Source organism: Polaribacter sp. OB-PA-B3, assembly GCF_054589375.1.
On the sequence record NZ_BAAIIX010000001.1, the window covers coordinates 711,421 to 737,731 of the forward strand.

Here is a 26,311-nt window from a genome sequence, read left to right on the forward strand (position 1 = left end):
AAAGATTTTTCTTATTGATTATCAACAATAGTACCAATTTTTTCACCTGAAACTAATTTTAATAAGTTTCCGTTGGTATTCATGTCAAATACAATTATTGGTAATTTATTTTCTTCACTTAAAGTAAATGCAGTCATATCCATTACTTTTAAACCTTTTTCGATAACTTCTTTAAAAGTTATGGTGTCAAATTTAATAGCGTCTTTGTTTTTTTCTGGATCTTCATTGTAAACACCATCTACACGAGTTCCTTTTAATATCGCATCTGCATCTATTTCGATAGCTCTTAAAACTGCAGCTGTATCTGTAGTAAAATACGGGTTACCAGTTCCAGCACCAAAAATTACAACTCTACCTTTTTCTAAATGTCTAATAGCTCTTCTTTTAATGTATGGTTCTGCAATTTCTTTAATTTCTAAAGCTGTTTGCAATCTTGTATAAACACCTTCATCTTCAAGCGCACTTTGCAAAGCTAAACCATTAATACAAGTTGCTAACATACCCATATGGTCTCCTTGTACACGATCCATACCGTTTGCTGCACCAGCAACACCTCTAAAGATATTACCACCTCCAATAACAATTGCTACTTCAATACCTTTTGCTATTACTTCTTTAATTTCTTTGGCGTATTCAGAAAGTCGTTTTGGATCGATACCATATTGTCTTTCTCCCATAAGTGCCTCACCACTTAATTTTAAGAGTATTCTTTTATATTGCATAGTTTATTTTAAGAGTTGTGCAAAATTACGTTTTTTTTTTGATTTTCTTTTTTTGAAAATAAAAAAACCTCGTTATCAAATATTTGATAACGAGGTTAGAAAAATATGTTTTTTAGAATAAATTTATCCTAAAGTAACTCTTTTAAAAGTAGATACTTCTACATCACCAAACGTTTTAACGTATTGTGCAACAGTCTTCTTTTCATCTTTAATAAAAGATTGATCTAATAGACATTGTTCTGTATCTAAAGTAGTGTTGTCAGAAATGAATCTTTCCATTTTACCTGGTAAAATTCTATCCCAGATTTGTTCTGGTTTTCCTTCTGCTTTTAATTCTGCTTTCGCATCTTCTTCAGCTTTTGCTAAAACTTCATCAGATAATTGAGACATAGAAATAAATTGAGGAACATTTTTTAAAGTTTTTCCTAATCTACCTAATTCAATATTATCTTTTTCGATTACTGCAATTCTAGCTTCAGTTTCTGCAGCTACATAAGCAGGATCTAAATCTTTATAAGATAAAGTTGTTGCTCCCATAGATGCAATTTGCATTGCAAGATCTTTAGATAAAGTTTCGGCGTTATCTACAACAGCAGATAAACCAACTAGTGCAGCAATTTTACCAATGTGAGTATAAGCACCTACGTAAGCAGCTTCTACTTTTTCGAAAGCAGTTATTTCTAACTTTTCTCCAATTACACCAGTTTGCTCAACTAATTTATCAGCAACAGTCATTCCTCCAAAATCGGCAGCTAAAAAAGATTCTTTGTCTGCGTAATTTAAAGCGATGTCTGCAAATTGACCACCTAAAGCTACAAAAGATTCGTTTTTACCAACAAAATCAGTTTCACAAGCTAATACGATTGCTACACCTTCTGTTTTAGAGTCATTAATTCTAGTTACTGCAACACCTTCTGTAGATTCTCTATCAGCTCTTTTTGCAGCAATTTTTTGACCTTTTTTACGTAAAATGTTTATTGCTTCGTCAAAGTTTCCTTCTGCTTCTACTAATGCCTTTTTACAGTCCATCATTCCAGCTCCAGTTGCTTCTCTTAATTTTTTAACGTCAGCAGCACTTACTTTTACCATGTCACTTTTTTTTTATTTAGAAACTTAAGGTTTCTAATTAGTTATTAAATTATTTTTTTTCTTCTGTAGCAGCTTCTGCTTTTTTTGGAGCTTCTGCTTTTGCTTCTTTTACTTTTTCTTTATCTGCTTTTCTATCAGATAAACCTTCTGCAACTGCATCTGTAACAAAAGATAATACTTTGTCTATAGACTTAGAAGCATCATCATTTGCAGGAATTACGTAGTCTACTTGTCTTGGATCAGAGTTTGTATCTACCATTGCAAAAATTGGAATGTTTAATTTTTGAGCTTCAGCTACAGCAATGTGCTCTTTTTTGATGTCTACTACAAATAATGCACCAGGTAAACGAGTCATATCAGAAATAGAACCTAAATTCTTTTCTAATTTTTCTCTTTGACGATTAATTTGTAATTTTTCTCTTTTAGATAATGCATCAAAAGAACCATCAGTCTTCATTCTATCTATCTGAGCCATTTTTTTAACAGCTTTTCTAATAGTAACAAAGTTAGTTAACATTCCCCCAGGCCATCTTTCTGTAATGTAAGGCATGCTAACTGCTTTTGCTTTTTCTGCAACTATATCTTTAGCTTGCTTTTTAGTAGCAACAAATAAAATTTTACGTCCAGAGTTAGCAATCTTTTTTAAAGCTTCTGAAGTTTCTTCTATTTTAGCTGCAGTTTTATACAAATCGATGATGTGAACACCATTTCTTTCTGTATAAATATAAGGAGCCATGTTTGGGTTCCATTTTCTAGTAAGGTGTCCGAAGTGTACACCACTATCTAATAATTCTTGAATGTTTACGTTTGCCATTTTATAAATGTGTTTACTTTCTGTTTTGAAATCAATATATAAGTAGTCTTACGAGTCTTATATATTTAGATACTAAACTGTTTAATATTAATTGTTTGTAATAATAACAGTTCTCGATAAAATATAATGCAAAATAAATTTTGCAAATATATTAACGTTTCGAGAATTGGAATTTTTTACGTGCTTTCTTCTGACCGAATTTCTTACGTTCAACCATTCTTGGGTCACGCGTTAATAATCCTTCTGGTTTTAAGACAGCTCTATGGTCTGCATCAATAGAAACTAAAGCTCTAGTGATTGCTAAACGGATAGCTTCTGCTTGTCCTGTGATACCACCACCATATACGTTAACCTTAATATCGTAAGATTCTAAGTTTTCTGTTAACATTAAAGGTTGCTGAACTTTATATTGTAAAGTTCCAGTAGTAAAATAACTTTTATAGTCTTTCTTGTTTACAGTAATGTTACCTTTACCTTCTGTAAGATAAATACGAGCAACAGCTGTTTTTCTTCTACCTATTTTGTGAACTGTATCCATTATTTAAGATCGTTTAGGTTAATAGCTTTAGGTTCTTGACCTGCTTGTTTGTGCTCTGTACCTGCATATACATACAAGTTTCTGTATAAAGCGCTTCCCAAAGTATTTTTTGGTAACATCCCTTTAACTGCTTTTTCGATCAATCTTGTAGGATCTTTCTCAAACATTTCTGTAGCAGTTAATGATCTTTGTCCTCCTGGGTAACCTGTGTGACGAATGTAAGATTTGTCTCTCCACTTGTTTCCAGTAAGGTTAATTTTTTCTGCGTTGATAATAACCACGTTGTCTCCACAATCTACGTGAGGAGTAAAGTTTGGCTTGTATTTACCTCTAATTAGCTTAGCTACTTTAGAAGCTAGACGACCCAACGTTTGCCCGTCCGCATCAACTAAAACCCACTCCTTGTTTACGGTAGCGCTGTTTGCTGATACTGTTTTGTAACTTAATGTGTTCATAATTACACTATTAGTTTTTGTCAATTATTAATAATATTCATTTTCCTTAAAAAAGGAGTGCAAATGTAATGCTATTTATTTAATTGACAAATAGAGTTTTAGATTATTTTTTTTGAGGTTAATTTACTGTTTTTAAAGTTTTTAAAATTAACAGAATCTTAAGAAAACTTTACCATATTAGTAAGGTACTTTTGCAAAATCAAAAAAAGAGTTTTTTTTGATGAAAAATCAACCCAAAATTACATGAAGTTTTTAATCACATTAATAACTGTTTTTACTGCATTTTGCCTAAGTGCACAAGAAATCTCTCAAAATAAAGTACCTAAAAGAATTTACACAACAAAAAAACTTAAAAAAGTACCAATTATAGATGGTGATATTTCTGATGATGCCTGGAATGTGGTAGAATGGTCTTCTGATTTTGTAGAAAAAACCCCAGATGAAGGCACACCACCCGCACACCAAACAATGTTTAAAGTTATGTACGATGCTAAATACTTATACATTGCATTAAGGGCTTTAGATGCAAATCCAGAATTAATTCAACAAAGATTAAGTAGAAGGGATGGTTTTGCAGGAGACAGAATAAATGTAATTATAGATAGTTATCACGATAAAAGAACCGCTTTTGCATTTACAACTACTGCTGCCGGAGTTAAAGGTGAAGAAATTGTAACAGGAAATGGAGATAATTTTGATGCTAGTTGGAATCCTATTTGGTACACAGATGCACAAGTAGATGATAAAGGATGGACTGCGGAAATGAAAATTCCGTTTAGTCAATTACGTTTTGGTAATGCTAAAGAACAAATTTGGGGTTTTAATGTTAATAGAACTATTTTTAGGTTACAAGAAAGGTCTTTATGGCAAAGAATACTTAATGATCAAGCTGGTTTTATTAGTGAGGCCGGAGAATTACATGGTTTAATAGATTTGGTGTCGCAAAAACAATTAGAGGTGCAGCCATTTACTGTTTTGCAATACGATAATTATCCTGCAGAACTAAATAACCCATATAGAGACGGAAGTGATTTTAAATTAAATGCAGGTTTAGATGCTAAAATCGGAATTACAAACGATTTAACTTTAGATCTTACTATTAATCCTGATTTCGGACAAGTAGAAGCAGATCCTGGAGCTATTGCTTTAGACGGATTTCAAATTTTCTTTAGAGAACAAAGACCTTTTTTTGTAGAGAATAAAAATATTTTCGATTTTCAGTTTGCAAATGGTAGAGACAATCTTTTTTATAGTAGAAGAATTGGTAGAAACCCACATAGAGGTGCCAACTTGCAGGCGGGAGAGTTTGCAGATGTTCCAAAAAACTCAACAATTTTAGGAGCAGCAAAGTTTTCTGGTAAAACACAAAATGGATGGTCTATTGGTGTTCTAGAAAGTGTTACTGCCAATGAGTTTGCAGAAATAAGACAAGTAGATGGTAATACTAGAGAAGAAATAGTAGAGCCTTTAACAAATTATTTTGTTACCAGAGTACAGAAAGATTTTAATGAGAGAAATTCTTATATAGGTGGTATTGCTACGGCAACAAATAGAAATTTAGATGGTAATTTTAATGAGTTGCATACATCTGCTTACACAGCTGGTTTAGATTTTAGACATACTTGGCAAGATAGAGAGTTTTATATAGAAGGAAATGGTATTTTAAGTCGTGTTAACGGTAGTAAAGAAGCAATTTCTAATACACAACAATCAATTGCTAGATTATTTCAAAGAGTAGATGCAGATTATGTAGCTTTAGATGAAAACAGAACTTCTTTAACGGGTACTGGTGGTAGAGTAGAAGCAGGTAAACAAGGTGGTGGTAATTGGCGTTATAATGCAGGTTTTGTGTGGCGATCTCCAGAATTAGAACTAAATGATGTTGGTTTTTTAAGACAAACCGATGAGATGATTCAATTTACAGAAGCTAGATATTTATGGCAAGTTCCTACGGATATTTATAGAAATATGAATTTAAGTTTAGAGCAATCTACAAGTTATGATTTTGGAGGTAATTTAAATCGATTTAGATATGAGTTACAAGGAAATGTAAGTTGGATAAACAATTGGTCTACTAACGGTGGTTTTGGTTCTAGTAGTAGCATACATAGAAATGCTTTCTTAAGAGGTGGTCCGCGTTGGCGAGCTGCAGATGATATTTTTTATTATGCTTCGATAAATTCTGATAGAAGTAAGAAATTTAGTTTTAGAGTTAGTTATCTTAAAGTAAAAAGTGAAGAAAATGTTTTTAATAGAAACAGATATACTTTTAGAATAAATTATCAACCTTTTGATTCTTTTAGCATGTCTTTAGATAATTCTTTAAGTAAAACTCAAGATAAAACGCAATATGTTTCTACCGCAAACTTTGGTAGTTTAAAACGATATATTTTGGGTAATATAAAAAATGATACTTGGTCATCTACATTGAGATTAAACTATAGTTTAAACCCTAATTTTTCTGTTCAATTTTATGGACAACCTTATATTTCTAGAGGTAGATATTCTAACTTTAATTATGTAAATAATTCTGTAGCGAGATCTATAAACGATCGTGTTAATTTCTATAATGAGAATCAGATATCTAAAACCACAACAGTTTCTGGTAAAAGTATTTTTACTGTTGATGAAAATCAAGACAATAATACGTATTCGTTTTCGAATCCAGATTTTTCATTTGTACAATTACAAACAAACTTAGTAGTAAGATGGGAGTATATACCAGGTTCGGAATTATTTTTAGTTTGGGCTAGAGGTTCTTCAGGTTCTCAAAATATAAACGACTCTTTAACTGATAGTGTAAGCAATCAAGTTTTTGATGTTCCTGCCAATGATACTTTTTTATTAAAAGCAACGTACAGATTTGTAAGGTAAATTATTTAAATGTAGCGCGTTGTAATCTATCATTTATAGATTTTCCTAAACCATTATTAGGAAAACGTTCTGCAATTATAATGTCTAAATTTTTACTGTCTAAGGTGTGCATCGCGTTGTACAAGTTAGCTGCAGCTTCTTGCATGGAATTGTTTTTAGAAAGAATAATTTCTGACACTTTATTGTTGTTAATAGAAGAATTAAATACTAAAACTCCAATTTTTTTATCATTGTGTTTTTGTATTTCCGTAGCAACATCATCAACTAAATATGTTGTAGTTTTTGGCGCGTAATGTCTTGCCAACATTCCGGGTGCGTCTGGTTTAACTTCTTTCTTATTTAAAATTGTAATTTTACCAACAACAGCTTCTATTTCTTCTAAAGCCAAAGCGCCTAACCTGTAAATAATTGGTTCGTCGTTGTTAAAACCAATAATAGTAGATTCTATTCCGTTAGCACAAGATCCGCCATCTATAACCTGAGAAATTTCATTTTTAAAATAACTTTCTACATGTTCTGGTTTTGTAGGACTGATACTACCAAAAGGATTTGCACTTGGTGCTGCCAAAGGAAAATCTATACTATTTAAAAGTTGTAATGTTAACGGATGATTTGGTATACGAACAGCAACAGTATCTTTACTTGCTGTAATTAAATCAGGAATATTTTTATTCTTTTTTAAAACTAAAGTCATAGAACCTGGCCAAAAAGCATCTGCTAATAATTTTGCTTTCTCTGGAATATCAACAACAATATCTTTTAGCGCCTCCTTAGAAGGGATATGTACAATTAACGGGTTAAAAAAAGGTCTCTTTTTAGTAGAAAAGATACTTTTAATAGCTTTCTCACTAAAAATGTTACCTGCTAATCCATAAACTGTTTCTGTTGGTATTGCTACTAACTTCTCATCAGTTAATAATTGTGCTGCTTTTTGTATGTCTTTAGATATTATGCTCATAATTGGTTGCAAAATTACATATAAAATTCATTTCTTGAAATAATGAAAATTAACTTTTAATTGATTGGTATAAAACGGAATAGTTATTGATGACTTAATTCTCAAAAAAATCAACCAAGTGAAAAGAACACTACTTACAATTTTAACATTTATTACATTTCAAATTACCCTCTCTCAAGAAAAATTAGGACAACCTTTTTTTACCACAGATTTAAACTTTACACTTGGTATAAATGAAGATTATGAAATTGGTAATGATGATAGTAACGGACCACTTATTGTGCCTTCTGCATTCTTTTTTAGAGTTGGTTTTGGTTATGAGTTTCGAAAAAGAGTAGCTGTTGCTTTAAATGGAGGGTACGATTTTCATTTTAATTATGATGTAGATGCTTTTCCAACGTATGGTAGTTTACGTTATAATATAACAGAAAAAGAAAATAACAATCATTTTGTAGAAGTTAGATACGGTAAAATGTGGACGCCTTCTTCTAGGTATACTGATGGTAATTATTATGGTTTAGGTTTCGGAATTCAAGTTGCAGGAGAAAAACGATGGAACACTATTTTTAGAATAGATTTTCATAGAAAAGGTATCTACGGATTTAAAAATAATCGTTTAGACAGTGTTTCTTTTGGTTTCGGATTTTCTTTCTTTTAAAATAGTTATCTATATTAAGTAGCAGAAGGACAAAAAAGTAAATCTGTAGGTGTGTCTACATCATATAAATATTGATGAGCTCTAGTGTCTTTTTTACAAAAAGGTTCTATTAAGGTTATCATTTTAATAAAACTTTCTAAGGTTAAAATACAGAAAAAATTTTCATTGTTCTTTGTTAAAATACCTTCATCAGATTTAAATAAACCAAAAATTAAATTGCAGTTTATTGGCTCGATAAAATCTATTTCAGCTAAATTTAATTTCTGTTTTTTATTGATAACAATTTCCTCCAATAAATTCTTAAATTTAATGGCTTCTGTTTTGTCAAAATTATATAATCGAACTAAATTTTCATGAAGTCCGTTGTAGTTTTCTAAGTAGTCTAATTTCATCTTTAATGTGCTTCTAACCAATTTTCACCTAAATCTATTTCTACATCTAATGGTACACTCATTTTAAAAGCGTTTTCCATTTCGTGTTTTATAATTGGTCTAATTATTTCTAGTTCTTCTTTGTGTGCATCAAAAACCAATTCATCATGCACTTGTAAAAGCATTTTAGATTTAAAGTTTTCTTTCTCGAAACGATTGTGAATATTTATCATGGCAAGTTTAATAATATCTGCAGCAGAACCTTGTATTGGTGCATTTACAGCATTTCTTTCTGCGCCACTTCTAACCATCGCATTTCTAGAGTTGATGTCTTTTAAATACCTGCGTCTATTTAAAACTGTTTCTACATAACCATGTTCTCTTGCAAATTCTACTTGAGATGTCATGTATGCCTTTAATTTAGGATACGTTTCGTAATACGTGTCAATTAATTCTTTGGCTTCGCTTCTAGATAAATTTGTTTGATTACTTAAACCAAAAGCAGAAACACCATAAACAATACCAAAGTTTACTGTTTTGGCATTGCTACGTTGCTCTCTAGTAACATTTTCTAAAGCAACATTAAAAACTTTTGCAGCAGTAGAAGCATGAATATCTTCACCGTTTTTAAAAGCATTTATCATGTTTTCTTCTTCACTTAATGCTGCAATAATTCTTAATTCTATTTGCGAATAATCTGCAGCTAACAAAACGTGATTATCATCTTTAGGAACAAAAGCTTTTCTAACTTCTCTACCACGTTCTGTTCTAATTGGTATATTTTGTAAATTAGGATTGTTAGAACTTAAACGACCTGTTGCGGCAACCGCTTGCATGTATTCTGTATGAATTCTACCTGTTTTTGCATTAATTTCGTTTGGTAAAGCATCTACATAAGTACTTTGCAGTTTTTTGTATTGTCTATATTCTTGTATGTCTCTAATTATTTTATGGTCTTTAGCTAAAAATGATAAAATATCTTCACCAGTTTTATATTGGCCTGTTTTAGTTTTTTTAGGCTTTTTAACTAGTTCTAATTTCTCAAAAAGTATAATACCTAATTGTTTAGGTGATGCAATATTAAACTCTTCGCCAGCTTGCTCATAAATTTCTTTTTCTAAACGATTAATATCATCAGACAAAGCAATCGAAAGTTCTTTAAGAAAATCTGTATTTACATTAATACCTTCAATTTCCATTGCCGTTAAAACAGATACCAATGGTAATTCTATATCATTAAAAAGTTTGGTAACATTACCACTTTCTAATTCTGTTGTAAATAGTTGTTTTAATTGAAAAGTAATGTCTGCGTCTTCTACAGCATATTCTGTTTGGTCTGCAATAGGTACAACACGCATAGAAAGTTGATTTTTACCTTTTTTACCAATTAATTCTGTTATAGAAACAGGTTGATAATTTAAATAGGTTTCGGCCAACATATCCATATTATGACGCATATCTGGATTGATTAAATAATGCGCAATCATGGTATCAAACAATTTACCTTTTACTGGCATATTATAATTTGATAAAACTTTAATATCATATTTAATATTATGACCAATCTTTTCAATTTCAGATTCAAAAAATGGTCTAAATTCTTCTAATATTAATCTTGTTTCCTCTTGATCTTCCGGAAAAGAAACATAATAACCTTTTCCTTTTTCAAAAGAAAATGCAATTCCTATCAATTCTACTTCTAAAGCTTTTAAGCCAGTAGTTTCGGTATCAAAACAAACCGAAGTTTGTTCCATTAACTTTCTAATTAATAATTTTCTAGATAAAGGAGAATCTATATGTTGATAAAAATGATCTGTGTTTTTTATCGTTTTAAATCCAGATGCAATTTCGGCATCAGAAACACTACCAGAACCTGGTGCTGCAAATAAATCGAATTGACCTTCTGGTGCAGTAGCTGTTTTTTTAGCAACAGTTTTTACTTTTTCTTCGGATGAGTTTTCTGCAGAATTAACTTTTTCTGCATTTTCAACGGCAAAAGTTCTTGTAAAGTTTACTAATAAATTTCTAAATTCTAGTTCGTTAAAAAGTTCAGTTACTTTTTCTATATCAGGTTGGTCTAACTCAAAATCTTTTGCATGAAAAGTTACAGGAACATCTAGCATAATTGTGGCTAGTTTTTTAGAAAGTAAACCTAATTCTCCGTTAGCTTCTAGCTTTTCTTTCATTTTACCTTTTAGCTCGTGTGTATTTGCTAAAAGGTTTTCCATAGAACCATAAGCAGTTAAAAACTTTTTGGCAGTTTTTTCTCCAACACCTGGTAATCCCGGAATATTGTCTGCAGAATCGCCCATCATTCCTAAAAAATCAATTACTTGTTCTGGCGTTTCTACGCCAAATTTTTCTTGTACTTCTGGTATTCCCCAAATATCATAACCACCGCCAAAACGAGGTTTGTACATAAAAATATTTTCAGAAACCAATTGTGCAAAATCTTTGTCTGGTGTTACCATAAAAGTTTTATAACCTTCTTTTTCTGCTTGTTTAGAAAGCGTACCAATTACATCATCTGCCTCAAAACCTTCTTTTACCATAATAGGTATGTGCATAGCTTTTAAGATTTCTTGAATGTAGGGTACAGCAATTTTAATGGCTTCTGGTGTTTCGTCTCTATTGGCTTTGTAGGCTTCAAACATTTCTACTCTGTCTACACTACCTCCTTTATCAAAACAAACTGCTAAATGATCTGGTCTTTCTCTTTTAATTACGTCTAAAAGAGAGTTCATAAAACCCATTATTGCAGAGGTGTCTAAACCTTTAGAATTTATTCTCGGATTTTTAATAAAAGCATAATATCCTCTAAAAATCAATGCAAATGCATCTACTAAAAAAACTCTTTTTTGATCTGACATAATCTAATTTTTGATAATAAATTTATTGGAAATGAGTGAAAATATTAGTCACTACAGATGTTGCAGTAAAGCTACAAAACTTTAACATGCTATTAAAATTCAAACGAAATTATAACGCTTATCTTTACCGAATATTTTTTAAATAAAGATTCTTCATGAAAATGATAATTAGACTTGTTATTTTATTTGCCATTATTATCTTATTAGAGTTTTATGCTTTTCAGGCAATTAAAACAATTTCTAAAAATAAAATTATTCGTTTTGCATGGTTATTTATAAGTGTAGCTGTGTATGCAAACTTTTTATATGTTGCACTAACTTATGATAGAGGTCAGGGGCAAACACCACAATTTCAAATGGCAATGGGTTTATTGCTAACGGTTTTAATTCCTAAAATTATTGTGTTGCTTTTTATGTTTGGAGAAGACATTTACAGATGGTTTTTAAAATTAATTTCTGCCATTTCATCAGAAGATACAAAACCTTTGGCAAGTAGAAGAAAGTTTATATCGCAACTGGCTTTAGGTTTGGCGGCAATACCTTTTGCATCTTTTATATATGGTATTATACAAGGTAAATACAATTATAAAGTTTTAAAATACCAACTATCTTTTAAAGATTTACCAGATGCTTTTAATGGTTTTACAATTACCCAAATTTCCGATATTCATTCGGGGAGTTTTACAAATAAAGAAAAAATTAAATACGGTGTAGATTTAATCAATCAACAAAAATCTGACATTATGTTGTTTACAGGAGATATTGTAAATAACAAAGCCGATGAAATGGATAATTGGATGGATGTTTTTGATAAGTTAGAAGCAAAAGAAGGTAAATATTCTATTTTAGGTAATCATGATTATGGAGATTATATGGATTGGAAAAATCCGCAAGACAAAATAGATAACTTCCAAAAAGTAAAAGATATTCATAAAAAGATAGGTTTCGATTTGTTGTTAGATGAACATCGATATTTAGAAAAAGATGGACAGAAAATAGCACTTTTAGGTGTAGAGAATTGGGGTAAAGGTTTTAACCAAGCAGGAGATTTAAAAAAAGCATCAAAAAATATTAAAAAAGAAGATTTTAAAATCTTAATGTCTCATGATCCTAGTCATTGGGAAGAAATTGTTAAAAAAGACGACTTTAATTATCACTTAACATTAAGTGGTCATACGCACGGTTTGCAAATGGGGATCGAAATTCCGGGTTGGTTAAAATGGAGTCCTTCTCAATTTGTTTACAAACAATGGGCAGGTTTGTATGAAGAAGCTGGTAGATTTATAAATGTAAACAGAGGTTTTGGTTATCATGCGTTTCCTGGTCGTGTTGGTATTTGGCCAGAAATTACTGTAATAGAACTTAAAAAAGCTTGATAATCAGCTTATTCAAATAGATTTCTTATATTTGTGAATTAACAATTGACTAATTTATACGTTTTTACCTCTTAAAAAACTTATATTATGACAAAATTTGGAGAATTAATTAGTGTACAAAAACCTGTTCTTATAGATTTTTATGCAGAACTTTCAGATGCAGAAACTACAGTAGAAACTTTAAGAAGTGTAGCAGCAGCTTTAGGTGATAGAGCAAAAGTTATTAAAATAGACATTAATAAAAACGAAGTTCTTGCAGATGCTTTGCGTGTCAAAGGAAACCCAACTTTTATGATCTATAAAAATGGTGAAATGAAATGGCGCCAAACAGGTTATCAAGATGCAAATACTTTAATTGGCTTAGTGCAACAGTATTTTTAGAAGCTATTTCCTGCTTTCGCTACTCGCTTTTTCTTCGTTCCTAGAAAAGAGCTCAAACATGCCGCTCAATCAGGGCTAGACTATCTGCTAACTTTTATCTTATTGCAATTATTTTATAGCCTTAAAAACAAAACCTTGTTTAGATAGTTTTTCTAGTACTTTTGGTAATACATAAGTAACTTTTTCAGCAGCTTTTATGCTATCATGAAAAACAATAATACTTCCGTTGTTTACGTTTTTTAAAACATTTTGTAAGCAATTCTCTTTAGATAACTTTATATCAAAATCTCCAGATAAAACCGTCCACATAATTATTTTAAAGCCTTTTTCTATTAAAACACTAGCTTGCGATTTTTTTATTTTTCCGTAAGGCGGTCTAAATAATTTAGAGTCAGAATTTAATTTAGAGTGTTTTAATATGCTTTTTTCACAAGCCAAAACGTTATCAATATATACAGATGTATCGTTTTTCCAGCCGTTAAAATGATTTTGAGTATGATTACCTATTGTATGTCCGTCAGAAATTATCTCATTAAAAATTTCAGGTTCATTCTCAATGTTTTTTCCAATACAAAAGAAAGTTGCTTTTGCATTGTGTTTTTTCAATTCAGTTAAAACAAATCTTGTAATTTCCGGAGTTGGGCCATCATCAAAAGTTAAAAAAACCTCTTTTTTTTCTAAAGAAAAACGCCAGATGTATTTAGAGAATAATCTCATTATAAAATCTGGCGTTCTGGGGAAATATGCTTTCATGTTTGTATTACTCTTCGTCTGGCATTAAATGCCCAAAAAGTTTTACAGTATCCATAAAGTCTGTCTGTATTTTAGAAACGTAATCTTTGTCGTTACTACCTCTTTCTACTTGATCTATTAAGTTTTTAAACATGTATAAAGATTGATCTATTTCATCAAAAATTAAATCACTATCATTTTTATCAAACGTACTCAACCAAGTTAGTTTTTCTATAATTAACCTGCTTAGTGTTTCTGCTGTTGCTTTTGCTTTGTTGTTCTCTCCTAAATTATAATACATTTCAGGGTATCCCAAAGATAAGCTGTAGTGATCAAAATCTTCAATAGGCATTTTGCTTAAAGATAAGTCTAATACTTCTACTGCTTTAATTGTGTCACCTTGTTTTGCAAATGCATCAGACAAGCGCATTAAACTGTTTCTAAGTGAAATTGCATTTCTTTTAGTTTGCTCGTCTAAATAGATTTCGCCGTTATTTATGTTTTTCCACTCTAGTTTATTAATGTTGGCGTACATTTTATCAGCATCTATTCTACCAATATCAAATAAACTTACTTCTCTTGGTCTGCCAGCTTCGTCTATATATTTTGCTGGTGTTTTAATAGGAACCAATTTAAAAGCCAAACCATCTAACTGTAAATAGTCTTTTAACCAAATATATTCTTCATCTGCATTTGCACCACCAGTAAAGTATATTGGGCGTTTCCAGTCGTTATTTGCTAAGATATCTAACATTAAAATTCTATTCTTAGTAATTCCTCTATCATCAATAGTAATATCTATATAATCTACAATTTTGTCTGCATCTTTTTGTGCAACAATTCCGCTTTTTAAAACATTTTCTTTATTTACAGGAATTCTAATATTGTTAGTTGGAAGTATTTTTTCTGGATCGTCGTCACCTTCTAAATCATAAAAAGTTCGACTATTACTACTTCCAATCCATCTCATAAAATCCTTAATATTTATTGCAGAATCCTTTGGAATTACTCTTAATTCATCGAAATAGTAAGCAATATCTAAACTACCATATTTATATTGATCGTGTTTTAATTGAGAAGGAATCGGAGGAGCATCATAAGTTGCTCTTTTCATTTGATCTATATACCAATCTGTAGCAAATAAACTTGTGTTTACTAATTTTAAATCTGTTCTAATACCTTCTACTTCTTGCATGTACCAAAGCGGGAATGTATCATTATCTCCAATTGTAAACATAATGGCATTTGGGTCGCAACTTTCTAAATAGGCTTGTGCATTTAAACGAGTTGTATATCTGTTAGATCTATCATGATCGTCCCAGTTTTCTGAAGCCATTAACGTTGGTACTGCTAATAAAGAAACTACAGATACTACAATTGCAATTGTTTTTTTGTTAGCAACATTCTTTAAGTATTCATAAAGAGCTAAAACTCCAAAACCAATCCATATTGCAAAAATGTAGAAACTTCCTACCACTGCATAATCTCTTTCTCTAGGTTCAAAAGGTTTTGGATTTGTATAAAATATAATTGCAAAACCTGTAAAAGCAAAAAATAAGAAAAGCGTAAAGAAATTTTCTTTGTCCCATTTTACTTGAAAAAATAAACCAATCAAACCTAAAATTAAGGGTAAGAAATAATATTTGTTTCTACCTTTATTTTCTAATACTTGAGAAGGAAGTTGTTTTTGAGAACCTAATCTAACTTCGTCGATTTCATCGATTCCGCTAATCCAATTTCCGTTAAATAAATCTAATCGACCTTGAATGTCGTTTTGTCTTCCTGCGAAATTCCACATAAAATAACGGCCATACATGTAACCAAATTGATAGCTAAACATAAACTTTAGGTTTTCACCAAAAGTGGGTCTTCTTTTACTGTTTAAAGGAATGCCGGCAATTTTTTTATACATTTCTTGAGATGCAGGATCTACCATTCTTGGGATAAAGCCTTTATGCTTATCAGAATAATTAGGCACAACGTTTTTGTACTTATTTACTATAACGTATTTACCATTTTTCTTTTCGTATTTTGGTTTGTCGTCCTTTAAAGGGTTAGATGCATCCTGTTCTCTGCTGTAACTATTAGAATAATAAGTGTCGTAAAATACATTTGCATCACCGTATTGCTCACGTTCGTAATATGCTAGTAATTCTCTAGCACTTGATGGATTATTCTCGTTAATTGTAGTATTTGCATTTGCTCTAATTGGTAACATCATCCAAGAAGAGAAACCAATCATGATAAACAAAACAGAAAGGATTAATGTATTTGTGTGTACTTTTTTCTTTTTTCGAGTGTATTTTAATCCGAAGAAGAAAAGAGCAATTAAAATTACTGCAGCAATAATACTACCAGAGTTATATGGTAAGCCAATTGTGTTGATAAAAAACAATTCTGAAGCACTAAAAAACTTAAGTGTAAACGGAAATAAAAACTTAAAAACAAAAGCTAAAACAAAAACAGATATAACCGTTGCTATTGCTGTAGATTTTAGATTGATGTTTTTGTAGGTTTTAAAGAAATACAACATTACAATTGCAGGAATTACAAGTAATGATAAAATGTGTACTCCGAAAGATAAACCTACAACAAAACTAATTAAAATTAGCCATTTGTTACCACGTGCAGTATGTAATTCACTTTCCCATTTTAGGCCTAACCAAAATAAAATTGCCATTAAAAAAGAAGACATTGCATATACTTCGCCTTCTACGGCGCTAAACCAAAAACTGTCTGAAAATGTATAGGCTAAAGAACCTACAATACTACTTCCTAATATTGCTATATAGCTACCGTCTGTTAATTTACTTGATTTTAATGCTAATTTTTCACCTAAATTGGTAATTGTCCAGAACATAAATAAAATAGTAAATGCACTAGCCAGAGCAGACATAAAGTTTACCATTTTTGCGATTTCACTCACATCACTAGTAAACATTGCGAAAAATGCACCTAACATTTGAAATAAAGGAGCACCCGGTGGATGCCCAACTTCTAGTTTTACAGAAGTAGCAATATATTCTCCAACATCCCAAGCACTAACTGTTGGTTCTATTGTTAAAGAGTAGGTTATTAGCGCAATTACAAATGTGAACCATCCTAAAATGATATTCCATTTTTTAAAGTTTGCTGATGTCATAAGAAAAACTTAATAATGTGTGGGCGAATTTAACAATAAATAAATTTATAAACATTTAAAAGTGTTTATTTACATTCAAAAAACGTCTTAAATCTTTGTTAAAGAAAAAAAATATTTAAAAATGTTTGCAGGTTTAAAAGAAAGTTTTAAATTTGCACCCGCATTAAAGCATTGGCCTATGGTGTAATTGGCAACACTCCGGTTTTTGGTACCGTCATTCAAGGTTCGAGTCCTTGTAGGCCAACTAAGAAGTCCTAACAGATTAAATTTGTTAGGACTTTTTGCATTTTAAAAAATGTTATATTGTTCACTAAAAAGAAATGTTATGAATAAATGGATTCTGACCAATTACAATACACTTCAATTCATATTTATATCTTGTTTGGGCGTTTATGTGTCTATAATAGTACTTACAAAATTATTTGGTAAACGTAGCTTTTCTAAAATGTCTAGTTTCGATTTTGCTTGTACAATTGCAATAGGCTCTATTATCGCATCAACATTACTTTCTAAGTCTGTTTCTTTATTTGAAGGTGTTTTTGGGTTAACAACAGTATATGTATTACAAGCTATAACAGCTTATTTAAGAAGATTTCAGTTTTTTAGAAAAATTGTAGACAATGAACCCTTATATCTGATGAAAAATAGTGAGATTTTGTGGGATAACCTTAAAAAAGCACAAGTTACCGAAGGTGATTTGAGAGCGAAGTTAAGAGAAGCAAATGTTTTACAGCTATCACAAGTTAAAGCAGTAGTGTTTGAAACTACTGGAGATATTTCTGTATTACACTCATCAGAAAAATTATCTGTAGACGATTGGTTGGTTAAAGATGTTTTAGATTGATTATTTTATTCATTTATAGATAGCGTTAATATAAAAATCATTTAAGCTAAAGCATAAGGTATTAGTAATCTATTTTTGAGTTTAAATAGAATATTAATCTTTAAAATTTAGAAAAATGAAAATACAATCTTATTTAACATTTAACGGAAACTGCCAAGAGGCATTAAATTTTTATGGAGAATTATTTGATGCGAAAGTAGAAAATAGAATTACTTATGAAGATAAAAAAATTGATGTTCCGTCTACTTATAGAAATAAATTACAACATGCAGAGTTAAAAGGAAAAGGAGTTAACTTTATGGCGTATGATGCTTCGCCAGATACTCCTATTAATTCTGGTAACCAAGTGCATATGAGTGTAGATTTAAACGATAAAGAATCTGCAGAAAACGTTTTTAAAAGTTTATCTGAAAGCGGAATTGTGCATCATGAATTTAGAGAAAGAGAATGGGGTTTTTACGGAAGATGTACGGATAAATTCGGAATTAATTGGATGGTAAATGTTAAAAACTAAATATCTATTATAACATAAAAAAAGGATTGCAACACAACTGCAATCCTTTTTTTATGCTTTTAAAAGTAATTATTTCAAAAGAAAAACTCTTAAATCTTGATAATTAGAAATTTTTAACGCAACTTTTTTATTATTGATTATTTTTTTTATCTGCGAAGGAATTTCAACTTTTACAGGCAAGGTTTCTTCTACAACATCTAAGAACTTAACAGGGTGTGCAGTCTCTAAAAACACACCAAATTCGCTTTCTTTTAAACCATGTTTTTTTAAGCCTAAATATCCCACAGCACCATGAGGATCTGCAACATAACCAGAGTTTTTATAAATTTCTTTCATTGTCGCTTTTGTTTCATCATCAGAAAAACTGTAAGAAGAAAAAGCATTTTTTAAAGCCCCTAAATCATTGTTAAATAGTTCTTGAATTCTTATAAAATTACTAGGGTTTCCTACATCCATTGCATTAGAAATAGTTGCTTTTGATGGTTTTGGCTTGTAAACACCATCTTTTAAGTAATTTGGTACTGTATCATTAACATTTGTAGAGGCAACAAAATGTTTAACAGGTAAACCAATTTTCTGAGCCATAATTCCGGCACAAATATTTCCGAAGTTTCCGCTAGGAACAGAAAAAACAATTTCTTTATGTTGCTTATGTAATTCTTTATAAGCAAAGAAAAAGTAAAACATTTGTGGTAGCCATCTTGCTACATTTATAGAATTTGCAGAGGTTAAGGTTTTAGTTATTTCTTCATCTAAAAAAGCAGTTTTCACCATTTCTTGGCAATCATCAAAAACACCTTCTACTTCTAAAGCTTTAATATTTTGCCCCAAAGTTGTTAATTGCTTTTCTTGAATATCGCTTACTTTGCCTGATGGATATAATATAACCACATTTACACCTTTTGCGCCCAAAAAGCCATTAGCTACAGCGCCACCAGTATCGCCAGAGGTAGCAACTAAAACTGTTACTTCTTCTGAGTTGTCTTTATTAAAATACTCTAAGCATTGTGCCATAAATTTGGCACCAACATCTTTAAAAGCCATTGTAGGGCCATGAAAAAGTTCTAAAGACGCAACATTATCATCAACTTTTACCAAAGGAAAATCGAATGAAACTGTATTTGCAATAATCTCTTTTAATTTTTCTGTCGGAATTTCATCTCCTACAAATTGCTTAATTACTTCATATGCAATTTCATGATTGGTATAATCGGATATGTTTTCTATAAAATCTTTAGAAAGTGGTGTGATATTTTCAGGAAAATATATTCCTCTATCTTTAGCTAAACCTTGTACAACCGCATTTTTAAAAGTTGATTTTGGTGATTTATGATGTAAACTGTAATAGTTCATTTTTTTAAGTTTTTTGAGTTTTTAGTTGTGTTTATGCGTTCAACTAATTACTATTTAATATTTTCATACCATCAGGGTTTACTTTCGAAATGTACATTTCAAAATCGATACCTGTGTCTTTGTAAGTTTCTTTGATGCTTTGATATACTTTGTTGGCAATTACATCACCTTTACAAAGTGCAAAAATTGTTGGACCAGAACCACTAATTCCTGCTCCTAAAGCACCAGCTTTTGTAGCACTGTTTTTTACATTGTCAAAAAACGGAATTAATTTTTTGCGATGAGGTTCTACAATAATATCAACTAAAGAATTACTTATTAATTGATAATTATCTGTGTACAAACCGCTAATTAACCCGCCAACATTTGCCCATTGAGTTACGGCATCACTTAAGGCTATTTTAGATGGTAAAACTTCTCTAGCATCTTTTGTTTTTACTTCTATTTGCGGATGAATAGCAACAGCTCTTAACTCATTTGGTACAGGTAGTTTTATAATTTCTAAAGGTTCGTAGCTTCTAACCAGTACAAAACCACCATAAACTGCGGCAGCAACATTATCTGCAATTGCAGAGCCACATGCAACTTCTTCACCAAACATAGCAAATTTTGTAAGTTCTAAATTAGAATACTTATTGTTTAGTAATTTATTTGCGCCAAAAGCAGCACCAGCTGCACTTGCAGCAGAGCTACCTAATCCGCTTCCGGGAGAAAAACCTTTGTGAATTGTTAATGCTACCCCAAAATCTGCATTGGCATCTTCTAACATTTTTTTTACAACCGCACTTGCTGCATTTTTATCAACGTTATAGGTTAAATTTGCGCCAGTAATATCTGTTATTTTAACTTTTTTTTCTTGAGTTTTTGTAAATGTCATTTCATCGCCAATGGCATCAACAGCAAAGCCAAGAGAATCGAATCCGCAAGAAACATTTGCAACAGTTGCTGGAGAAAATATTTTTAGATAATTCATTATTTTATTGATTAGCTATTCTAATAACATCAGCAAAAATACCAGAAGCAGTAACATCTGCACCAGCACCAGCACCTTTAATAATTAATGGGTTTTCTGGGTATCTTTCTGTAAAGAAAAGTACAATATTATCGCTACCTTCTAAGTTGTAAAAAGGATGATCTGCAGAAATATGTTGCAAACCAACATTTGCTTTACCGTTTTCGAACTCGGCAACATATTTTAATCTACATTCTTTGTCGTTTGCTTCTTGAAATATATTTTGAAAATGCGTTTCGTTTTTAGTTAACGAATCATAAAAATCATCATTATTAGAGGTTGCAAGACTTTCTTTTGGTAAAAAAGAATTGTTTTTAATGTCTTCTAATTCTAAATTATAACCACTTTCTCTTGCTAAAATTAAAATTTTTCTAGCAACATCTACACCGCTTAAATCAATTTTTGGATCTGGTTCTGTATAACCTTCTTTTTGAGCTTCTGCAACAACATCATGAAAAGTTGCATCTTCATCAAAATTATTAAAAACAAAGTTTAAGCTACCAGATAAAACTGCTTGAATTTTATGAATTCTATCGCCAGAGTTTATCAAGTTTTTAAGAGTATCAATAATAGGTAAACCAGCGCCAACGTTTGTTTCAAATAAAAACGATGCATTGTATTTTCTAGAAACTTGCTTTAAAGTTTTGTAATTACTAAAGCTAGATGCACAAGCAATTTTATTACAAGTCACTACAGAAATACTTTCTCGTAAGTATTTTTCGTAAACTTCTGATACTTCTTTGTTTGCGGTATTGTCTACAAAAACACTGTTTACTAGGTTGCAAGCTTTAACTTTATCATAGAAACTATTTAGACTTGTAGGTTCTCCATTATTTAAAGCTTTTTTCCAGTTTTTTAAGTTGATACCACTCTCATCAAAAAACATTTTTCTAGAATTTGCAATACCAATAACTTTAATCTTTAATTTTAAGTTTTCTTTTAAGAACTTTTTTTGCTGATTAATTTGAGCTAAAAAACGTTCGCCAACATTACCAACGCCTGTAACAAAAAGGTTTAATTGTTTAACTTTTTCTTCAAAAAATTGCTCGTGTAAAGTTGTAAGAGCTTTTTTTGCATCATATTTATTGATTACCGCAGAAATATTTTTTTCTGATGATCCTTGTGCAATTGCTCTAACATTTACATTGTTTCTACCAAGTGCGCTAAACATTTGACCGCTTAAACCTTGATGGTTTTTCATGCTTTCTCCAACAACAGCAATAATTGCCAAATCATTTTCTACTATAATTGGTTTTATCTTTTTTCTAGCAATTTCTATGCTAAAAGTTTCTTCTAATAATTCTTTAGATTTTAAAGCATCGTCTTCATAAACACCAACACAAATAGAGTGTTCTGAAGAGGCCTGAGTTATAAAAACTACATTTATTTTTTCTTGAGAAAGTGTTTCGAATAAACGTTTCGAAAAACCTGGTATTCCAATCATTCCGCCACCTTCTAAAGTAATTAAACTAATGTTTTCGATATGAGAAATTCCTTTAACACCATTAATATTATTTGGGTTTTTAGAAATCAGAGTTCCGCTATTTTCTGGGTCGAAAGTGTTTTTAATTCGAATAGGAATTTCTTTTCTTAATGATGGCTGAATTGTTGGTGGATATAATACTTTTGCTCCAAAATGAGACAATTCCATTGCTTCTTCATAAGAAATTTCTGAAATAGGAAATGCTTGTTTTACAATTCTAGGATTTGCAGTATACATTCCGCTAACATCTGTCCAGATTTGTAATTCAGTAGCGTTAAGTGCAGCAGCATAAATAGATGCCGTAAAGTCTGAACCACCTCTGCCTAAAGTAGTAGTTTCTTTATCAGAATTAGATGCAATAAACCCGCCTAAAACAACAACTTGATTATTGTTGTTATTAAAGTAGGTGTTGATGTTTTCGTTAGAAATTTTAAAATTAACTTGCGCGTTAAGATGGTTGTTATTTGTAATTATTAAATCTCTACTTTCTTTATGGCTTGCGTTTAAACTTTCTTTTGCTGCATTGGCAATAATAAAAGAAGATAGTCTTTCGCCAAAACTAGCAACTTTTGCTAATGTTTTATCAGATAATTCTTGTAGTAAAAAGATGCCTTCATATATAGAATTCAATCTTTTAAACAAATCAGCAACTTCTTTAGAAACTGCATCTATATCTTTTTTGATAAGGTTTTCTATAACTTCAAAGTGTAAACTTTTTATAGTTTCTAAAGTGTTTTTAGCAATATTGATATCAATAATAGCTTCGTTAGCTGCTGCTAAAAGTTTATCTGTGGTTTTACCAAAAGCAGAAACAACAATAACTGCTTTTTCGTTTTTAGATTCTTTAGCAACTATGGCTAAAACTTTTTCTATGTTTTCTGAGCTTGCGACAGATGATCCGCCAAATTTTAATACTTTCATTGGTAATGAATAGTTTGTGTAATTTATTTTTTATTGATGTAACTTCGATAAATCGAAATTATGTATAACCTAAAGTGATATGAATATAGAAAAACCCCTAAAGGGTAATTGTTGTAGAAGATGTGCGTGTAATAGTAGCCATAGAAATACCAACTATAGAAATAGTTTTTAAGTTTTTTGTATTTAAATTAGAATTACTCACGCAACAAATGTATTATTTATATTTAATAGCAACTTAAATAATGAGAATTATTTTAGGTTTTTGATTAATTTATGTGGAATCAATAAAATTTAGCTATTAAAAATATAAATATTAAATTATTTTGAAATCAATTTTGATTTTTCTTTAATTATTGTAGCGATAGATTTATTTTCGATTTTGCTCTCTAACCAAGATAAAATATCTAGATATAAAAAAGCTCTTTTTTCGTAAGGATGATTTTCGAATACTTTAAGTTTTGCATGAATTTTTTTGAATTCATTTTTTATTTCATGCGGAAAAACATCGCTTAAATCTCTTATAGATGTTAAAAATACTTTCTGTACTTCTTGTAAGTTTTCCATTTTTAATAGAAACTTATAGGTATCTACAAATTGTCTTTCTAAATCGTAATCTAAACCACATTCGTAATGTGCAATTAAGTTTAAAATACGAGCAAAACATTGTAAGTCTTCTGCAGAACTTAAATTTTTAGACTTAATAATCTTTTGCAAATAGGCAATACATAATCTGTTTTTACCCATTCCGAAATACAAGCACGCAATTTTGTAATATAGTAATACAACGTAATGATTGTCTAATCTATTTTTATACTTTTCTATTTTATCATTTATAATGTCTACTAAATATTCACCTTGTTCGAAAGTACCCTCTAAAAAGTGAAGGTGTAGTTTATTAGAGTAGAAATACAAAAATATTAGCAATTCTGTATTTGTGTTTAACGGAATTTCTTTATTGTCTATTTCATTTTCAAAAGCAGTCAACTCTTCTTTAAATGTTGATGTTTTTTTTACTAGAAAAGAAGCTTCTAAAAGATAGTTTTTAGATTTTAAGTAAAATACTGGGTGTAAATTAATTAGTTTAGAGCTATCAAATAGATCGACACATTTTTTAGCATATTTATAACTTAATAAAAAGTCTTGAATCAAAAAACTATGCCATAAATGAGCTTTATATAACCAAAGCTTTTCTCTAAAACCTAAGTTTTGATATTTGTACTTGGGCATTTTGCTGTTAAAGTACTTCTCTACAAACAGTAGTTCTTCTTCGTTTTTTACATAGCCATTTTGTAATAAGTGACTATATAATTGTAATGATAAATTAGAAAGTTTACTAGCGATAACATTTTGCTGACTTAGCTCTTTTGCTTGCACAGATAATTGATCTGCTCTTGTGCTAATACTTCTTGTAATATACTGTGTTTCTATTACCTTTTCTAATTCTACTATTTCGTACGCAATATTTTTTTCTTCATTATCTAAAGCCATGTTTTTGGCTTTTTCTAATAATTTCAAACTCTGTTTGTACAAACCTTTTTGATAAAGTACGGTTGCAAAATCTAGTTGTTCTCTTATTTGAATTCTTACATTTTTGTGTGCAGGGTTTAAACGAAGACTAATTAATATTTGTTTATATAGATGCGCTTTTAAATTAGAAAGTTGTTGTTTAGATACAATTCCGCTTCCAATTATTACTTTTTCATCATAAACTTTTAGTTTTTCTAAAAACTTAAATAAAGAAAAAAACTTTGCATCAATATTACCACCTAATCTACCTACATATAGGTTAAATTGTCTCTTTTCAGACTTTGTTAAAGACTTAATAAGAACAAATAAAGCATCATTTTGTTGATTGGCGGATGTAATGATTTTACTCATAATTTATTGATAATCAGTTTTTTAAATATTTTTGATTTGTTTTAGAAATCGTGTATTACCTAAAATTAATAAATAGATTGGAAAGGCAAGATATATATTTGATTTATAATAAGGACAATCTTTATATAAATTATGCAAGACAATCAAGTACAAATTTTCGATACAACCCTTAGAGATGGAGAGCAAGTTCCTGGTTGTAAATTAGACACTAATCAAAAACTAGTAATTGCAGAAAGATTAGATTTATTGGGTGTAAATGTTATAGAGGCTGGTTTTCCTGTTTCTAGTCCTGGAGATTTTAATTCGGTTTCAGAAATTGCTAAAATTGTTAAAAATGCAACCGTTTGTGGTTTAACAAGAGCTGTAGAAAATGATATTAAGGTTGCAGCAGAAGCGTTAAAAAACGCAAAATATCCTAGAATTCATACAGGTATTGGTACTAGTGATTCTCATATAAAATTTAAATTTAATTCTACAAGAGAACAAGTTATAGAAAGGGCTGTTAAAGCGGTTTCTTATTCTAAATCTTTTGTAAATGATGTAGAGTTTTATGCAGAAGATGCTGGTAGAACAGATAATGAGTATTTGGCAAGAGTTTGTGAAGCAGTTATAAAAGCAGGAGCAACAGTTTTAAATATTCCAGATACAACAGGTTATTGTTTGCCTGAAGAATATGGTGCAAAAATTAAGTACTTAAGAGAAAATGTAAAAGGGATAGAGAATGTAATTTTATCTTGTCATTGCCATAACGACTTAGGTATGGCTACTGCAAATTCTATTGCTGGGGTTATTAACGGAGCAAGACAAATAGAATGTACAATTAATGGTATTGGCGAAAGAGCAGGTAATACAGCTTTAGAAGAAGTTGTAATGGTTTTAAAGCAACATCCATATCTTAATTTAGAAACAACGGTTAATACAAAATTATTATACGATACTTCTATAATGGTTAGAGAAAGTATGGGTATGCCTGTGCAACCAAACAAAGCAATAGTTGGTGCAAATGCATTTGCACATAGTTCTGGTATACATCAAGATGGTGTTATTAAAAATAGAGAAACCTATGAAATTATGGATCCTGAAGATGTTGGTGTTACAGAAAGTGCTATTGTTCTAACAGCAAGAAGTGGTAGAGCTGCATTAGCTTATAGAGCTAAAAAGATTGGTTACGAATTAACAAAAGTACAATTAGACGAAGCATATAGTTCTTTTTTAGAAACAGCAGACAAACAAAAAGAAGTAAAAGATCAAGACATTCATAATATAATGAAAGAAGTAAATAAAACTTCTAAAATAGCAATGGCCTAACAATTTAATAATAAAGGT

The 26,311-nt window shown here is 30.4% G+C and carries 21 protein-coding genes and 1 tRNA gene; 8 read left to right on the top strand and 14 right to left on the bottom strand.

Features of this window, described 5'->3' with window-relative positions; genetic code table 11:
* Positions 1–11: 11 nt before the first annotated feature.
* From pyrH to rplM, 5 genes are all read right to left on the bottom strand, one after another.
* The gene (gene pyrH, locus ACYPV9_RS03000; protein ID WP_077810290.1) at positions 12–722 is read right to left on the bottom strand and encodes a UMP kinase; all 711 of its coding nucleotides are present in this window, start codon (positions 720–722) and stop codon (positions 12–14) included.
* 123 nt (positions 723–845) lie between these two features.
* A complete protein-coding gene (gene tsf / locus ACYPV9_RS03005) occupies positions 846–1,811 on the bottom strand; it encodes a translation elongation factor Ts (protein WP_077810289.1) in 966 nt (321 codons plus the stop codon).
* Between the two features lie 49 nt (positions 1,812–1,860).
* Complete coding sequence (gene rpsB / locus ACYPV9_RS03010; RefSeq protein ID WP_299062212.1) at positions 1,861–2,625, bottom strand: 30S ribosomal protein S2; 765 nt, start codon at positions 2,623–2,625, stop codon at positions 1,861–1,863.
* Positions 2,626–2,776: 151 nt separating this feature from the next.
* Positions 2,777–3,163: a 30S ribosomal protein S9 gene (gene rpsI / locus ACYPV9_RS03015; protein ID WP_077810287.1), complete on the bottom strand. Its 387-nt coding sequence runs from the start codon at positions 3,161–3,163 to the stop codon at positions 2,777–2,779.
* Positions 3,163–3,618: a 50S ribosomal protein L13 gene (gene rplM / locus ACYPV9_RS03020; protein ID WP_077811389.1), complete on the bottom strand. Its 456-nt coding sequence runs from the start codon at positions 3,616–3,618 to the stop codon at positions 3,163–3,165. The genes rpsI and rplM overlap by 1 nt, the downstream gene beginning before the upstream one ends.
* Positions 3,619–3,861: 243 nt before the next feature.
* On the opposite strand from rplM, the gene ACYPV9_RS03025 reads away from it, so the two are divergent.
* Positions 3,862–6,492 (top strand): DUF5916 domain-containing protein, encoded by a 2,631-nt coding sequence (locus ACYPV9_RS03025; protein ID WP_459741548.1) that lies wholly within the window; start codon positions 3,862–3,864, stop codon positions 6,490–6,492.
* A 1-nt stretch (position 6,493) separates the two neighbouring features.
* Here the strand turns inward: ACYPV9_RS03025 and ACYPV9_RS03030 are convergent, their stop codons facing one another.
* Positions 6,494–7,450: an L-threonylcarbamoyladenylate synthase gene (locus ACYPV9_RS03030; protein ID WP_459741549.1), complete on the bottom strand. Its 957-nt coding sequence runs from the start codon at positions 7,448–7,450 to the stop codon at positions 6,494–6,496.
* A 118-nt stretch (positions 7,451–7,568) separates the two neighbouring features.
* Between ACYPV9_RS03030 and ACYPV9_RS03035 the strand changes: the two genes are divergently transcribed.
* Positions 7,569–8,108 carry a hypothetical protein gene (locus tag ACYPV9_RS03035; protein ID WP_459741550.1) on the top strand — a complete coding sequence of 180 codons (540 nt, stop codon included), beginning with the start codon at positions 7,569–7,571 and terminating at the stop codon, positions 8,106–8,108.
* Between the two features lie 14 nt (positions 8,109–8,122).
* Here the strand turns inward: ACYPV9_RS03035 and ACYPV9_RS03040 are convergent, their stop codons facing one another.
* Positions 8,123–8,500, bottom strand: a complete 378-nt coding sequence (locus ACYPV9_RS03040) for a hypothetical protein (RefSeq protein ID WP_459741551.1) — start codon at positions 8,498–8,500, stop codon at positions 8,123–8,125.
* 2 nt (positions 8,501–8,502) lie between these two features.
* Positions 8,503–11,349, bottom strand: a complete 2,847-nt coding sequence (gene polA / locus ACYPV9_RS03045; protein WP_459741552.1) for a DNA polymerase I — start codon at positions 11,347–11,349, stop codon at positions 8,503–8,505.
* Between the two features lie 155 nt (positions 11,350–11,504).
* Between polA and ACYPV9_RS03050 the strand changes: the two genes are divergently transcribed.
* Positions 11,505–12,725 carry a metallophosphoesterase gene (locus tag ACYPV9_RS03050; protein ID WP_459741553.1) on the top strand — a complete coding sequence of 407 codons (1,221 nt, stop codon included), beginning with the start codon at positions 11,505–11,507 and terminating at the stop codon, positions 12,723–12,725.
* 87 nt (positions 12,726–12,812) lie between these two features.
* The gene (locus ACYPV9_RS03055) at positions 12,813–13,106 is read left to right on the top strand and encodes a thioredoxin family protein (RefSeq protein WP_299062185.1); all 294 of its coding nucleotides are present in this window, start codon (positions 12,813–12,815) and stop codon (positions 13,104–13,106) included.
* Positions 13,107–13,214: 108 nt separating this feature from the next.
* On the opposite strand, the gene ACYPV9_RS03060 is transcribed toward ACYPV9_RS03055, so the two are convergent.
* On the bottom strand, positions 13,215–13,859 hold the full coding sequence (locus tag ACYPV9_RS03060; protein WP_299062182.1) for a polysaccharide deacetylase family protein: 645 nt from the start codon (positions 13,857–13,859) through the stop codon (positions 13,215–13,217).
* A gap of 7 nt (positions 13,860–13,866) precedes the next feature.
* Positions 13,867–16,980 carry a glycosyltransferase family 117 protein gene (locus tag ACYPV9_RS03065; RefSeq protein ID WP_459741554.1) on the bottom strand — a complete coding sequence of 1,038 codons (3,114 nt, stop codon included), beginning with the start codon at positions 16,978–16,980 and terminating at the stop codon, positions 13,867–13,869.
* A 172-nt stretch (positions 16,981–17,152) separates the two neighbouring features.
* Here ACYPV9_RS03065 and ACYPV9_RS03070 point away from each other — a divergent pair.
* The 3 genes from ACYPV9_RS03070 (at position 17,153) to ACYPV9_RS03080 (ending at position 18,338) form a co-directional block, all read left to right on the top strand.
* Positions 17,153–17,224: transfer RNA gene (locus tag ACYPV9_RS03070), tRNA-Gln, on the top strand.
* 81 nt (positions 17,225–17,305) lie between these two features.
* A complete protein-coding gene (locus ACYPV9_RS03075) occupies positions 17,306–17,824 on the top strand; it encodes a DUF421 domain-containing protein (protein WP_459741555.1) in 519 nt (172 codons plus the stop codon).
* Between the two features lie 115 nt (positions 17,825–17,939).
* Positions 17,940–18,338, top strand: a complete 399-nt coding sequence (locus tag ACYPV9_RS03080) for a VOC family protein (protein WP_459741556.1) — start codon at positions 17,940–17,942, stop codon at positions 18,336–18,338.
* 69 nt (positions 18,339–18,407) lie between these two features.
* On the opposite strand, the gene thrC is transcribed toward ACYPV9_RS03080, so the two are convergent.
* The 4 genes from thrC to ACYPV9_RS03100 all read right to left on the bottom strand — a co-directional run bounded on the left by thrC (position 18,408) and on the right by ACYPV9_RS03100 (position 24,985).
* Positions 18,408–19,691 (bottom strand): threonine synthase, encoded by a 1,284-nt coding sequence (thrC, locus tag ACYPV9_RS03085; protein WP_459741557.1) that lies wholly within the window; start codon positions 19,689–19,691, stop codon positions 18,408–18,410.
* Between the two features lie 43 nt (positions 19,692–19,734).
* Positions 19,735–20,664: a homoserine kinase gene (locus ACYPV9_RS03090; protein WP_459741558.1), complete on the bottom strand. Its 930-nt coding sequence runs from the start codon at positions 20,662–20,664 to the stop codon at positions 19,735–19,737.
* A gap of 4 nt (positions 20,665–20,668) precedes the next feature.
* Complete coding sequence (gene thrA, locus ACYPV9_RS03095; RefSeq protein ID WP_459741559.1) at positions 20,669–23,107, bottom strand: bifunctional aspartate kinase/homoserine dehydrogenase I; 2,439 nt, start codon at positions 23,105–23,107, stop codon at positions 20,669–20,671.
* Positions 23,108–23,425: 318 nt separating this feature from the next.
* Complete coding sequence (locus ACYPV9_RS03100; RefSeq protein ID WP_299062153.1) at positions 23,426–24,985, bottom strand: hypothetical protein; 1,560 nt, start codon at positions 24,983–24,985, stop codon at positions 23,426–23,428.
* Between the two features lie 132 nt (positions 24,986–25,117).
* Between ACYPV9_RS03100 and ACYPV9_RS03105 the strand changes: the two genes are divergently transcribed.
* On the top strand, positions 25,118–26,293 hold the full coding sequence (locus ACYPV9_RS03105) for a 2-isopropylmalate synthase (RefSeq protein WP_459741560.1): 1,176 nt from the start codon (positions 25,118–25,120) through the stop codon (positions 26,291–26,293).
* Positions 26,294–26,311 lie beyond the last annotated feature (18 nt).